The organism is Helicobacter sp. CaF467b (assembly GCF_022664765.1).
Classification (GTDB): domain Bacteria; phylum Campylobacterota; class Campylobacteria; order Campylobacterales; family Helicobacteraceae; genus Helicobacter_D; species Helicobacter_D colisuis.
Genome location: NZ_JALAIY010000001.1, coordinates 1,021,473 through 1,035,032 on the forward strand (window position 1 = coordinate 1,021,473; position 13,560 = coordinate 1,035,032).

General features: G+C 33.9%; 13 protein-coding genes. 4 read left to right on the plus strand and 9 right to left on the minus strand.

All coding sequences use genetic code 11. The annotated features are described in order from the left end of the window. Positions 1–80: 80 nt before the first annotated feature. From MKD52_RS05225 to MKD52_RS05260, 8 genes are all read right to left on the minus strand, one after another. A complete protein-coding gene (locus tag MKD52_RS05225; RefSeq protein ID WP_242099509.1) occupies positions 81–758 on the minus strand; it encodes a putative metalloprotease CJM1_0395 family protein in 678 nt (225 codons plus the stop codon). A gap of 18 nt (positions 759–776) precedes the next feature. Further along, the gene (gene alaS, locus MKD52_RS05230; RefSeq protein ID WP_242099510.1) at positions 777–3,338 is read right to left on the minus strand and encodes an alanine--tRNA ligase; all 2,562 of its coding nucleotides are present in this window, start codon (positions 3,336–3,338) and stop codon (positions 777–779) included. Positions 3,339–3,560: 222 nt separating this feature from the next. After that, positions 3,561–4,679, minus strand: coding sequence for a succinyl-diaminopimelate desuccinylase (gene dapE, locus MKD52_RS05235; protein WP_242099511.1), 1,119 nt, complete (start codon positions 4,677–4,679; stop codon positions 3,561–3,563). A 40-nt stretch (positions 4,680–4,719) separates the two neighbouring features. Then, on the minus strand, positions 4,720–5,424 hold the full coding sequence (gene cmoA / locus MKD52_RS05240; protein WP_242099512.1) for a carboxy-S-adenosyl-L-methionine synthase CmoA: 705 nt from the start codon (positions 5,422–5,424) through the stop codon (positions 4,720–4,722). After that, complete coding sequence (locus MKD52_RS05245) at positions 5,425–6,300, minus strand: bifunctional riboflavin kinase/FAD synthetase (protein WP_242099513.1); 876 nt, start codon at positions 6,298–6,300, stop codon at positions 5,425–5,427. Continuing rightward, a complete protein-coding gene (locus tag MKD52_RS05250) occupies positions 6,260–6,988 on the minus strand; it encodes a TlyA family RNA methyltransferase (protein ID WP_242099514.1) in 729 nt (242 codons plus the stop codon). Before MKD52_RS05250 ends, MKD52_RS05245 begins: the two co-directional genes overlap by 41 nt. Positions 6,989–6,990: 2 nt before the next feature. Beyond that, a complete protein-coding gene (locus MKD52_RS05255) occupies positions 6,991–7,488 on the minus strand; it encodes a hypothetical protein (RefSeq protein ID WP_112056670.1) in 498 nt (165 codons plus the stop codon). Further along, a complete protein-coding gene (locus MKD52_RS05260; RefSeq protein WP_242099515.1) occupies positions 7,482–8,813 on the minus strand; it encodes a UDP-glucose/GDP-mannose dehydrogenase family protein in 1,332 nt (443 codons plus the stop codon). Before MKD52_RS05260 ends, MKD52_RS05255 begins: the two co-directional genes overlap by 7 nt. Before the next feature lie 152 nt (positions 8,814–8,965). Here MKD52_RS05260 and MKD52_RS05265 point away from each other — a divergent pair, with 152 nt between their 5' ends. The 4 genes from MKD52_RS05265 (at position 8,966) to murI (ending at position 12,791) form a co-directional block, all read left to right on the plus strand. Further along, positions 8,966–9,877, plus strand: coding sequence for an aspartate carbamoyltransferase catalytic subunit (locus tag MKD52_RS05265; RefSeq protein ID WP_242099516.1), 912 nt, complete (start codon positions 8,966–8,968; stop codon positions 9,875–9,877). Between the two features lie 16 nt (positions 9,878–9,893). Next, a complete protein-coding gene (locus MKD52_RS05270; protein WP_242099517.1) occupies positions 9,894–10,496 on the plus strand; it encodes a LysE family translocator in 603 nt (200 codons plus the stop codon). A 196-nt stretch (positions 10,497–10,692) separates the two neighbouring features. Beyond that, positions 10,693–12,009, plus strand: coding sequence for a transcription termination factor Rho (rho, locus tag MKD52_RS05275; protein WP_112056666.1), 1,317 nt, complete (start codon positions 10,693–10,695; stop codon positions 12,007–12,009). 2 nt (positions 12,010–12,011) lie between these two features. Then, a complete protein-coding gene (murI, locus tag MKD52_RS05280; protein ID WP_242099518.1) occupies positions 12,012–12,791 on the plus strand; it encodes a glutamate racemase in 780 nt (259 codons plus the stop codon). Between the two features lie 17 nt (positions 12,792–12,808). On the opposite strand, the gene MKD52_RS05285 is transcribed toward murI, so the two are convergent. Then, positions 12,809–13,546 carry a hypothetical protein gene (locus tag MKD52_RS05285; protein WP_242099519.1) on the minus strand — a complete coding sequence of 246 codons (738 nt, stop codon included), beginning with the start codon at positions 13,544–13,546 and terminating at the stop codon, positions 12,809–12,811. Positions 13,547–13,560 lie beyond the last annotated feature (14 nt).

Genomic DNA, 13,560 nt, shown 5'->3' on the forward strand with positions numbered 1-13,560 from the left:
CTTAAAAAACACTTCAAAAAAAAGGCTAAAATGTAACTTTTATTAAAACAATGGATTAAAAGCTAAAAAGTATATTATATTTATCCTGCAATTTCAACTCTAGGTTGATAGGCGCTTTGGTTTTGTGTGTAAATCTGCAGAGCGTATTCTCTTTTTTTATCATTAAAAAATGTTTTTTTATCCTCTTGCTGTTTTTGTTCTTCTTGTTTTTTAAGAAGCTCCTCATTTTCTTTTGCTCGTTCTTGAGCTTGTTCTGTTCGAGCTTGGCTTTCCATCTGCATAGCACTAGCTGCGACTTTATAGTCTTGCGGACTTGGATCGGCAGGTGCCATAGCGGCTGCTACAATCTGTCTTGCATTTTGAATAGTTTCCTCAGGAGTGCTACCCTTTTTTATTGAGATAGGCACCTCTCCAGAAGTAGCATACATTTTGCCATCAGGTCCTCTTGTGTATCCATAGCTTGCTCCACCACTAACTACACCTGCTCCTGCTGCAATATGCGCTGCTTCATGGGCTTTAACATTTCTATCAATACTTTCTAGTTCGCGCACATACTGCACTTCATCAGCTTCAAGCTCTTTGCCATTGATATTTTGCGTATTTTTATTTTTATTTTTTTCTTTGTCTTCATTTGTATTTTGAATACTAGAATCTTTATTAAATTTTGAACTAGTTTCTAAATTTTGAGAAATATTTGTTTTTTCTTTCCAAACATCAAGATTGTTTTGTGAATAAAATCCAAAATTCCCTATTTGCATTTTTTTCCTTAGAAAACTTTATGATAGGTATTGTAGCACAAATTCTTTTGCTTTTTTTAGTGCTTCTTCTATCTTATCTAGCGCCTTACCACCGGCTGTGGCAAAATCATCTCTACCGCCACCATTACCATCCATTACCTTAGCGACTTCTTTAACCCAATTTCCTGCTTTAATAGGAGCATTTTTAACCCCAGCAGCGATTTTACCAGCATCATCAATAAGCAAAATAATCACTTTTTCATATTTATTTTTAATTTCATCAATGATTTCCTTAATATTACCACCACTAAAGCTTTGAATCACCATAGAAATTCCATTAATCTCTTGGATTTTTAGATTATTAATTTCACTTTTGGCATTACTGCCTTGAGATTTTAAGTGTTTAATTTGTTCTTTTTGCTTTTTGATACCCTCTAACAAATTTTGCGTCTTTAGTGCCTCTTTTGCGGCGGCTATTTCACTCAAAGCTTCTTTTCCATAGTAGTATGCTGCTTTACCACACACCGCTTCGATTCTTCTAACTCCACTACTTACACCACTTTCTTTGATAATATAAAAACTTCCAATATTAGCCGTATTTTCCACATGGATACCGCCGCATAACTCAATTGAATCACCAAAACTAATAACCCTTACATTTTCTCCATATTTTTCTCCAAAAAGTGCCATAGCCCCCTTGGATTTGGCAGCTTCAATACCCATAACTTCGCAAATTTGTGGATTAGCTTCAAGGATTTTTTCATTTACTAATGATTCAATTTTATTTAACTCTTCAAAACTTAGTGCTTTGGGGTGAGAAAAATCAAAGCGCAAACGATTAGATTCAACCAAACTTCCTGCTTGTGTGATATGTTCTCCCAAGACTTCCCTTAAGGCTTTGTGTAATAAATGAGTTGCACTATGGTGTTTGGCAATCTCTAATCTGTCTTTGCTTACTTCTATCCAAACTTCTTGCCCTACTTCTAGAGGCTTTAGAGTTTCTAGCATAGAAATATTTAATCCAAAGTATTTTTTGGTATCTGTAATGGTTGCTACAATTTCATTTTGCTGTAAGATTCTTCCTTTATCACCAATAGGACCTCCAGATTGCGGATATAGCGGTGTTTTATCAAACATCACATAGCCCTTACCTTGCAAGGTTCTAACTTCCTTAAAACTCTCATCAAGCAAAGCTAAAATTTTGGATTTAGATTCTGCACATTCATAACCAATAAAAACATTTTCTCCAAGTTTTGAAAGCAATGCTTTAAAATCACCCTCTTGAATACTATCTCCACTTCCTTTCCAATTTGCTTTGGCTTGTTCTTTTTGCTTTTGCATACACACTTCAAAGCTATCAATATCCACACCAAAGCCATTTTCTCTTAGCATATCTTGTGTTAAGTCAAGCGGAAAACCATAAGTATCATAGAGTTTAAAGGCAATTTCTCCACTAAAGAGAGCCTTTGATTTTTCTTTTTTGAGCGCTTCAAGCTCTTTGCCAAAAAGATTCATACCATTTTCCAAAGTCTCAAAGAACCGCTCTTCTTCAGCTTTACATTGTGTTTTTATGATTTCTTTTTTTTCTTTTAAATAGTGATAGTGACTACCCATATTCTCGCACACGCTTTCTAAAACTTCATAGACAAATGGTTTTCTCATTCCCAATAAATACCCATGTCTAACAGCACGACGCAAGATTCTTCTTAGCACATAGCCCCTGCCCTCTTTATCAAAATTTACACCTTGTGCAAGTAAAAATGCAACCGCTCTAGCGTGATCGGCTATAACGCGAAAACTCGCGCCACTTTCATAAAAATACTTTTGTCCAACAATTTCTTCAACTCTCGCAATCAAAGGCATAAAAATAGAAGAATCAAAATTGCTACTCTTGCCCTCTAATAATGCCATAACGCGCTCTAATCCCATTCCTGTGTCAATACTTGGCTTTGGAAGAGGCTTTAAATTCCCTTCAACATCTCTTTCATATTGCATAAAAACAAGATTCCAAATCTCCAAAAATCGATCACCATCACCCCCAAAATAATCTTCTGGACCATTGAATTTTTCTGCACCTTGATCTACAAAAATTTCACTACAAGGACCACAAGGTCCTGTATCACCCATTTGCCAAAAATTATCTTTATCGCCCATTCTTTTAATGCGACTAGAATCAATATGTTCTTTCCATAATTCAAACGCTTCATCATCGCTTTCATGAATCGTAACATAAAGCACTTCTTTGCTAAAACCTAAAACTTCCGTTACAAATTCCCACGCATACGCAATAGCTTCTTTTTTAAAATAAGCACCAAAACTAAAATTTCCTAGCATTTCAAAGAGCGTGTGATGCCTTGAAGTGTAGCCGACATTTTCTAAATCATTATGTTTTCCACCCGCACGAATACAAAGCTGAGCACTTGTAGCAATATTTGGGATTGGAGTAGGCACTTTTCCGGTAAAAACATCTTTAAATTGCACCATTCCTGCATTGGTAAAAAGCAAAGTGGGATCATCAGGCACCAAAGGCATTGATTCATAAACCTTATGCCCTTTGCTTTGAAAGAACTCCAAGAATAAAGCACGAACATCTTTTTTCATAAGAAACCTTTAACAAATATATAAAGAAATATTTTCACAATTCTACTTTTTTTGTATTAAAATCTTTCTTTAATTTTTTAGTTTTTTACTTCCTTAACACAAGAATCAAGTAAGTAAATAATGTGTTGTTAAATCCTTTTTGCATCAACAATTAAACCAATAGCGAAATAAAATATTTTATTTCCCTTTGCAACTTCTAAAGATACTTTAAAATTGTTCATTTTATTCCCCATTAAACCTTTGTAGCAATTCAACAAAAACCGATTTTAGCTCCTCTACTTCGCTTATTTTAACTCTTTCATTAACCGAATGAATCGTATCATTACAAACTCCACATTCCACGACTTTTACACCATATTCTGCAAAATATCTTGCATCACTTGTTCCCCCACTTGTGCTTAGAGTGGGTGTTATTTTTAATGTATTTTGCAGCGATTCTAAAAGTTTTTTTACAATAAAGTTACTTGAATTTGTTAAAAAAGGCTTTGAACTTTGTTTTAATTCTAAATGATGCGGTATGTCTCCTAAAATATTCTTTAGATAAGTTTCTACATCTTGTAAGTTTGTTTGGGGAGAATTTCTAATATTAAACATTATTTTTAAATCATTGGGAGTTACATTAACCACTTCCATTCCCCCTCGTATATCAGTAATAACTATTTTACTTGGCTCAAATTCCTCACTCCCACTATCCATATTAAAACCTGCTATTTTAGATAAGATAGGCGCAATAAGCTCCACTGGATTAATGCATTTGCTAGGATAAGCTACATGACCTTGTTTTCCATAAATCGTGAGTTTTCCATTAATGGATCCACGCCGACCAATTTTAATCATATCCCCAAATCTATTAACACTAGTTGGTTCTGCAACAACTGCATATTTAGGAAGTAAATCAAGTTTTTGTAATTCTTCTAAAACATATTTTGTTCCAAAAATCGCATCCCCCTCTTCATCGCTTGTTAGCAAGACAGATAAAATTCCATTAAAGTAGCCTTTTTTATCTACAAATTCCCTTATTGCACACAAAAAAGCAGCCACCCCACCTTTCATATCTTGCACTCCACGACCAAAAAGATACTCACCCTTTTGCATAGGAATAAATGGATCACTCTCCCAACCCTCTCCTGCTGGGACCACATCAATATGCCCCCCAAAACACAAATGTGTTTTGCATTCTCCAAATTCCTTGTATAAAAATAAACTTTTTACCCCCTCCTTTTCAAATTCCAAAACCTTAAAATCAGAGAGAAAATCTTTAATGTATTTATAAATTCCACATTCCTTTGGAGTAATAGTAGGATAACTCACAAGCTTTTTTAACATTTCAATACTCTGCATTTAAAATCCTTTAAAATTTAGATTATAGCTTATTTAATTTTTATTTCATTGCAATTAAACTTGCAAAATTCACCCATTTAAAAAAGGTTTCAACATATTTAAAACCACAATTTTGCAACATTTTTTTATTTTCATTTTCACTATAAGGAATCAATACATTCTCCAAAGCCTCTCGCTTTTTTGCGATTTCAAACTCACTATAACCTTGCTTTTTTTTAGCCTTAAGATAATAATCAATCATCTCATAATCAAGCCGCTTATTCTCACAAATCACTTTTTCAGACAAAATAAAAACACCCTCATCATTAAGCGAATCAAAGATTTTTTGGACTAATTTTTCTCGTTGCAATGGACGAATAAATTGCAAAGTGTAATTAGCAATAATACAATCGCATTTAGGAAAAGTTTCCTCTAAAATATCACCACAAATAAGCTCTGCTTGCATTCCATAAGCTTCTAATTTATTTCTAGCGTGTTTTAACATAAAGCTAGAATTATCAATCCCAAAAAGATTGACTTTAAAATCCGCCTTGGAGGCAATTTCTATTAGCATCGCACCTGTGGAAGTCCCTAAGTCTAAAAGGTTTGAATCTTCTTTAACAAACTTTAAAGCAAAATCCGCACTTAGAGATAAAACTTCCTTATAATGCGGGATAGAGCGACTTAGCATATCATCAAAAACTCCTGCAACTTTCTCATCAAATTCAAATTGTTTTTGTGGTGATTCTGTAAAAATCTTATCCATTTAAATTTCCTTTGGCTTGATTTTTAAGAGCTTATAGGCTTGGCTAATGTCCTGTTTGATTTGTTCTTTTAATGCTTCCAAAGTATCAAAATATTCATTTTCTCGAATCTTTCTATAAAAATAAAAACCGGCTTCTGCTTCTTGGACTTCTAATTCAATGCCTAGCAAATGCCCTTCAATTGCAAAGCTCTTATCAGTGCTAATACGATTTCCAACAAAAATAACTGCAGGATACTTAGGAGCTATATGACTTTGTTTGCCTAGCTGAATAAACCCTGCATATACACCTTCTTGAGGAAGCAAAAAACTATCATTTTCTAAATTAATCGTGGCATAAAGCTGCTTTTTTCCTATGCCCTGTCCGCTGATAATCTTTCCTCTTATTTCAAATTCACGCCCCAAAAGCTTATTGGCTAATTTTAAATTACCATTAATCAATAATTCTTTAATTAATCCACTATGCACAGAGAGTTTTTTATAAAACACTTCACCAATTACAATCACTTCACCTTTAAAATGTTTTTTTAAATCAAAAGTATAATAATTTCTATTTTTCCCAAAACGAAAATCATATCCCACCACTATTTGTTTGAGATTAGGCAGAATCTCCATAAGAAACTCCACAAACTCAACATCATTTTTTTCTTTGACAATATCCAAAGCAAGGTGGTAAATAGGAAAATGTGTATAAAAATCCCTATAAGGCTTAGGAAGCAATTCACCCCTATTTGATTCAATACACAAAATCATTCCTTGATAATCTAAAGCCTTAAAGATTACTTGATGAGCGATGTGCATACCATCAAACTTCCCTAAAGCAACGCTTGTGAAATGCTTAGCTTTTTCTTTTTCTTTGACAAGTGATAAAAAATTCAATATTTCCTTCTTTTCCCCTAACTGAAGATTCTTCATATTTAATAACCTTTAATTCCTGTTTTTCCAAAAAAATAATAGTTTGCCAAAGGGCTTCTTGTATCTTTTTTTCATCAAGCACCACTCCTTTTTTGTTGCGCCTAGCTTCTTTTCCCACTTCAAATTGTGGCTTAAAAAGCAAAATTAGCCAATTTCCAATCAAATCTTTAAGAGAGTGAAAGATTTTTTGAATGGGAATAAAAGAGACATCGCACACAATAATATCAAAAATCTTGTTCTTTTCTTTAGGGGTGAATTTTCTAATATCCGTTTCTTCAAAAAGATAAATCCTAGAATCCCCTCTTAAGTCTTTATGAAGTTGATTCTTGCCAACATCAACACAATAAACTTCCTTTGCACCTTTTTGCAACATTACTTGCGTAAATCCACCCGTGCTAGAACCAATATCTAGCACAATACTATTTGCAATTTCTATGGGATTATTTTCTAAAAAATTCCAAAGCTTTTCACCTGCCCTGCTAACAAAGTATTTTTCTTGTTTCAACTCAACTTTGGTATTTTCCAAAACTTCAAAAGAACTTTTTAGAACTGCACGATTATCAACCCAAATAGCACCTTTTTGAATCGCTTCTTGCGCTTTATTTCTAGAGTAAAACCAACCCTGTTGAACACAAAATAAGTCTAAACGCATGTTTAAGGTCTTGTGATTTTTTTAAAACCAAATCTTAATGTATTTTCTCCAAAATCTTTGTGAGATAAGATAAGCATTAATCTATCTTGTGTGCGTTTATCTTGCTTTGGAAACTCTATACGATAATATTCCCCCCATTGCGTTGCATTTTGCAATATTAATCCCTCTAAGTCCTTTTTTTTTAATTGAATAATTTTTGTAGGTTTCACGCCATTATTTAATGTTAATTCATAACCATTTTTTAAAATATTTCTTTTACCATTGGCTTCATAAATATCCAAAAAGAAAACTTCTCCCTCATCTCTTGAATATTTTTGAGAATCATATTCATTTAAATGTGTTGCGATAACCACCACTTGAGTGTTTCCCTTGGCGATTAACTCTGTTTTTCTTGTGGCTTGTATATAAGATTCTTCTAATTTTTCGGGTATCAAACCGCTCTTTTTGGCTTCACACCCAAAAAATAACAAAACCACAAAAAACAGCATTCCCTTTAACATTGTTTCACTCCAATCTCATAATAAATAAATCCCAACTCTTTAAGCCTTTTAGCATTATATTGATTTCTGCCATCAAAGATAATTGCTTCTTTTAATCGCTGCTTAATTTCCAGAAAATCAGGACTTCTAAATTCTTTCCACTCTGTAACTAACACCAAAGCATCACAAGAGTCTAAAGCATCGTATTTGTTTTTAGCATATAAAAGATTAGGTGTATCTTTGAAATAAAAATTCTTTGCTTCTTCCATTGCTTTTGGATCATATACTTTAACAATCGCTCCACGCGCAATTAACTCATTAATCAATACAAGCGAAGTAGCTTCTCTCATATCGTCAGTTTCAGGCTTAAAGCTAAGCCCCCAGATTCCAAAACTTTTATCACTTAAATCCTCGCCAAAATGCTTAATAATTTTATCACCCAATATCTTTTTTTGCTTTAAATTAACCTGCTCTACTGCATTGATAATTCTAGGATTTATTCCTGCATCATAAGCAATCTTGCTTAAAGCTTTTACATCTTTAGGAAAACAACTTCCGCCATAACCACAACCAGGGTAAATAAAGCTATATCCAATGCGCTTGTCACTGCCAATCCCCACTCGCACTTCATTGACATTAGCACCCACTGCTTCGCAAATATTAGCAATTTCATTCATAAAGCTAATTTTAGTAGCTAACATTGCATTAGCAGCGTATTTTGTCATTTCAGCACTCCTAATATCCATAATAATCAATCGATCATGATTTCTACTAAAAGGTGCATAAAGCTCTTTTAATATCTCTTTACTCCAAGAATCTTCTACTCCAATAATCACTCTATCAGGCTTTAAAAAATCATTAATAGCATCACCTTCTTTAAGAAATTCAGGATTGCTTGCCACGCTGAAGTTTATTTCCAAATTTCGCTCTTGGAGTGCTTCTGTAATAATACTTTTAATTTTTTGTGCCGTTCCTACAGGTGCAGTTGATTTATTAACCACAATCAATGGCTTTTGCATAGTTTGCCCAATTTGTTTTGCCACTTCCATTACAAAGTGTAAATCCGCGCTACCATCTTCACCCATAGGTGTCCCAACAGCAATAAAGACAATTTCAGCACTTTTTAGAGCTTCACACACAGAAGTGGTAAAATGCAAATTTTCACTTTGATAATTTTTTATCACAAGTTCTTCTAATCCAGGTTCATAAATGGGAATCTTGCCTTGTTTCAAGCCTTTAATTTTTGATTCTATAGCATCAACACAATACACTTTATTTCCCATTTCAGCAAAACAAGTCCCACTTACAAGCCCAACATAACCTGTCCCAATTACTGCAATATTCATACAAATAAACCCTAAAGTCAAATATTTTGAGCGGATTCTATCATAAAACAGCCCACAAAACAAAGGAAGTTTAAAGGAAATTAAAGTTAAAATCTAGCCTATATTTTTAAGTTTAAAAGCTACAATCCAATTCTTTTTTCAAGGATGTAAGAATGCCACGACATTTGATTGAAACTACTGATTTTAGCAAACAAGAAATACAAAAAATTTTGGATTTAGCCGAACAATTTTTAGATGGTAAAATAAGAAATACTCTAAAAGATCATATTATTATCACAATTTTTTTTGAAAACTCCACCCGCACACTTTCTAGCTTTGAAGTTGCTACCAAAAGACTTGGTGGTAGCGTTGTTAGACTTGATGTCTCAAGAAGCTCCACTTCAAAGGGCGAGACACTTTTTGATACCGCTGCCAATCTTAATGCAATGAGTCCTAGTGCTATTGTTGTGCGACATAAAAGCTCAGGAGTTCCAAATATTCTTTCACGCTATGTTTCTTGCAGTATTGTTAATGGAGGTGATGGCGCACACGCTCATCCCACTCAAGCTCTTTTGGATCTATTAACACTCAAAAAACATTTGGGCAATTTAGAGGGAAAAAAAATCGCGATTGTAGGAGACATTAAAAGTTCGCGCGTTGCTAATAGCAACATCGAGCTTTTAAGTCGTTTTGGCATGGAAGTAATTCTAATAGGACCACCCCATTTTATCCCTAAAAATCAGTTAAGGCACCATCTTTATTTAAAAGAGGTTATTGATGAGGTTGATGCGGTTATGAGCCTAAGGACACAAACAGAACGACACAATCTGCCCGTTTATTCTAGTTTAAAAGACTACGCTAATGATTATTGTATCACCAGAGAAATGTTAGGTGAGCGAGATATTATTTTGCTTCATCCAGGACCAGTTCATCGTAATATTGATATTAGTGATGAAATGCTAAAAGATCCGCGTTGCAAAGTCTTAGAACAAGTTACTCATGGAGTGGCAATAAGAATGGCTGTCTTAGAAACACTTATCACTCAAAGCAACACACCAAAAGTCCAAAATTTTCCCTATTTTTAAAATATTTGAAGATTTTATGGAATTAGCTCTGCTTTTTGTCCTTGGTTTTACAGCTGCATTAATCCCAGGACCCGACATTTTATATGTTTTACGAAACACCCTTGCCTTGGGTTTTAAGCAAGGAGTGATTAGTTTATTAGGAATCTTTAGCGGTTGGTTGATTTTTTTAGGTTTAATTTATTTGGGATTTACAAGCTATTTTAATAGCCCATTTATTCAAGTTACACTCAGCAGTATTGGCGGAATCTATCTCATCTATCTTGCTTATCTTTTATTTAAAAAGGGCAAAAATCACATTAATTTTTCCCAAAGCCAACAAAAAAGTTTTTCACTTTATTTAAAGGGCTTATTGATTAATCTTTCTAACCCTAAAGCCATTTTATTTTTTGCCACTATCATCTCACCCTTTATTCAAAATAATTTAGAGGTTAGCTTTATTGTTCTTTTATCTGCACTTTCCTTGACTTTTTTTAGCGTGATTCTTGTGGGGACATTTTTTAGGCGCTTTATTACCAATACCCTTTTTGATAAAATTGATAAAATTTGTAGTATTATTTTTCTATGCTTTGGAATTTGGTTGCTTTATTCTAGCTTTCAAACCATATTGCCACTTTTATAAATCAAATCTAGCATTAAAAGATAAGATTCTATCTTGACAACTCTTAGCTTTTAGAATAAAATTCCCTATCTAAATTTCATTTCTGCAAAACTTTGAAAACTACATTTTAAGGGAAACCCAAGAATTACTTTAATCCCCACTTTATCTTTAAAATTGCTGAAATTTGCAAAGTTTTTGCGTTTAATAAAGGTTTTAAATGTCTCAAAACAAAAAAGATCAAAAAATGAGAACTCACACTCCCGTTGAAGGCTATACCATTGAAGATTTAAGGGCTAAGCCTATCAATAAACTCGCAGAAATTGCAAAATCACTTGGAATTGAAAATCCCCAAGAATTTTTGCGACAGGACTTAATTTTTGAGATTCTAAAAACCCAAGTTAGTCAAGGTGGTTTTATTCTCTTTACTGGGATTTTAGAGATCACAGGCGAAGGTTATGGATTTTTACGCGCCATTGATGAAAACTTCTCAGGATCTCAAAATGATGCTTATGTGAGTAGCACGCAGATTCGGCGCTTTGCACTAAGAAATGGAGATATTGTAACAGGGCAAGTGCGCTCCCCAAAAGATCAAGAAAGGTATTATGCGCTTTTAAAAGTAGAAGCCATTAATTATCAATCTCCTGAAGAGATGAAGAATCGTCCTTTGTTCGACAATCTCACCCCACTTTTCCCTACAGAACAAATCAGACTTGAATACAATAGCTTTAAAATCACAGGAAGAATGCTGGATCTCTTTGCACCTATTGGAAAAGGGCAACGCGCTTTGATTGTTGCACCTCCAAGAACTGGTAAAACAGAGCTAATGAAAGAACTCGCTTATGGAATTACAAAAAATCATCCCGAAATAGAACTCATTGTCTTGCTTGTTGATGAAAGACCTGAAGAGGTTACTGATATGGAAAGAAGTGTAAAGGGTGAAGTGTATAGCTCTACTTTTGATATGCCTGCTAACAATCACACTCGCGTGGCTGAACTAGTCGTCGAAAAAGCCAAGAGAATGGTAGAAATGGGCAAAGATGTCGTGATTTTACTTGATTCAATTACGCGCCTTGCAAGAGCTTATAATACTGCAACTCCAAGTAGCGGAAAGGTGCTAAGTGGTGGAGTAGATGCCAACGCATTACACAAACCAAAGCGCTTCTTTGGTGCTGCAAGAAATATCGAACAAGGTGGATCTCTTACTATTATTGCAACTGCATTGATTGAGACAGGTTCAAGAATGGATGAAGTAATTTTTGAGGAATTTAAGGGAACAGGCAATAGTGAGATTGTTCTTGCTAGACATATTGCAGAGCGCAGAATCTATCCAGCTATGGATATTTTAAAAAGCGGAACAAGAAAAGAGGAATTGTTATTAGGACACGACAAACTTCAAAAAGTATGGGTTTTGCGCAATGCCATTCATCAAATGAATAATGAAATTGATGCCTTAACTTTCCTTTACTCACAAATGCAAAAGTCCAAAGATAATGAAGAATTTTTAAATATGATGAATGATAGCGCTAAGGATTAAAAATGATTCCAAAGAGAATTGGAGTTTTTGATAGCGGAGTGGGTGGCATTAGCGTTCTTGGAAATCTCATTGATTCCAAAGCTTTTGATGAAATTATCTACTATGGCGACACTGCTAGAGTGCCTTATGGGACAAGAAGTAAAGAAACTATCATACAATACTCCCTAGAAGCTCTAGATTTTTTCAAACAATTTAAATTGGATTTGCTTGTTGTAGCTTGTAATACCATTAGCGCTCATGGTTTAGGGGCGATGCAAAAAGCCACAGATTATCCAATTATTGGTGTTATTGAACCGGGAGTTTTAGCATTAACTAATAATCTACAAAATAAAAATGCCAAGATTCTTGTGCTTGGCACAAAAGCCACAATTCAAAGCCAACTTTATCAAACACTACTCAAAGATCAAGGTTATTCTTGTATAAATGAACTTGCAACAAGTCTTTTTGTTCCACTTGTAGAAGAAGGGATTTTTGATGGGAAAATTTTAGAATCAGTTATGGAGTATTATTTTAAAGACTACATAGAAAAGCCCGATGCAATCATTCTTGGTTGCACACATTTTCCATTAATTTCTAAAGCAATTGCCAATTATTTTCAAAATCAATTCCCCAAGCTTGAAAAATCAATTTTAATTCATTCAGGGATTGCGATTATGGAATATCTTAAAACAAAATACACGCTACAAACTTCTAAAACCCATTCAAAAGTTACATTTTATGCGAGCGATAATTTAGAAAAGCTCAAGAAAACAGCAGACTTATGGCTTCAGACAATCAAATAAATATAACCGACATATTCTTAATAGCTCTCCATTAACTCAAAATCTTGAATAATAGTTTTTTTCTGCTTTAGAGGACTTGCAAATTCATTGTCTCTTTGATAAATGGGTAAAAGCATAAAATCACTTTCTTTTGAGGCATTGGCATAATATTCACCTATTTTTTCACTTTTACTAGGGCGTTCTAAATTACTTTTTTGAGTAGTGACAGCCTCATAGACAAAATCAAAATGAAAATATTTTTGGAGTTGTTTTACTTTAGCTGTAATATTTTGATAATATTTTTCTGCTTGGAAATTAGCGTGTTGATTTTTTTGCCAGCTATAGCCTTTATTATAAGATTTAATAATGTTACGCCAATTTCCTTTGTGTTGTTTCTCCCAGAATTTTAATTCTGAAATGGCAATTTGCGTGGCAAATTCATCATCTTCAACCAACATTGCACCAACCATATTTTGCGTGAAACCATTTTGTTTTAATTTAGGATAGCGATTAATAACACCAGGAATATAGGCATGAAATATCCCTGCGCTTGGATCTTGAAAATTCATTTTATATTCTCCAGCACAAGATTCTTGCCACGCAATTGCTGCAAGCGTATAGCCAAACCCATCATTTTTACCCGCCAAATAAGCGCGGAATAATATTTCTTTTTGAGCATTGGAAAATTGAGAGAGAGGGACACAAGAATTTTTAAATTCAACCTTTGGTGCCCCAAAAGCTAAGGTAATAAAAAAACATAAAATAATCCATCGCATAAACACTCCTTGTT

Bases quoted from the DNA above. Each gene is read 5' to 3' on its own strand.
- MKD52_RS05270 (WP_242099517.1), top strand. From the start codon at position 9,894: ATGGAATTAGCTCTGCTTTTTGTCCTTGGTTTTACAGCTGCATTAATC.
- rho (WP_112056666.1), top strand. From the start codon at position 10,693: ATGTCTCAAAACAAAAAAGATCAAAAAATGAGAACTCACACTCCCGTT.
- MKD52_RS05225 (WP_242099509.1), bottom strand. From the start codon at position 758: ATGCAAATAGGGAATTTTGGATTTTATTCACAAAACAATCTTGATGTT.
- dapE (WP_242099511.1), bottom strand. From the start codon at position 4,679: ATGCAGAGTATTGAAATGTTAAAAAAGCTTGTGAGTTATCCTACTATT.
- MKD52_RS05255 (WP_112056670.1), bottom strand. From the start codon at position 7,488: ATGTTAAAGGGAATGCTGTTTTTTGTGGTTTTGTTATTTTTTGGGTGT.
- murI (WP_242099518.1), top strand. From the start codon at position 12,012: ATGATTCCAAAGAGAATTGGAGTTTTTGATAGCGGAGTGGGTGGCATT.
- MKD52_RS05285 (WP_242099519.1), bottom strand. From the start codon at position 13,546: ATGCGATGGATTATTTTATGTTTTTTTATTACCTTAGCTTTTGGGGCA.
- cmoA (WP_242099512.1), bottom strand. From the start codon at position 5,424: ATGGATAAGATTTTTACAGAATCACCACAAAAACAATTTGAATTTGAT.
- MKD52_RS05265 (WP_242099516.1), top strand. From the start codon at position 8,966: ATGCCACGACATTTGATTGAAACTACTGATTTTAGCAAACAAGAAATA.
- MKD52_RS05260 (WP_242099515.1), bottom strand. From the start codon at position 8,813: ATGAATATTGCAGTAATTGGGACAGGTTATGTTGGGCTTGTAAGTGGG.
- alaS (WP_242099510.1), bottom strand. From the start codon at position 3,338: ATGAAAAAAGATGTTCGTGCTTTATTCTTGGAGTTCTTTCAAAGCAAA.
- MKD52_RS05250 (WP_242099514.1), bottom strand. From the start codon at position 6,988: ATGCGTTTAGACTTATTTTGTGTTCAACAGGGTTGGTTTTACTCTAGA.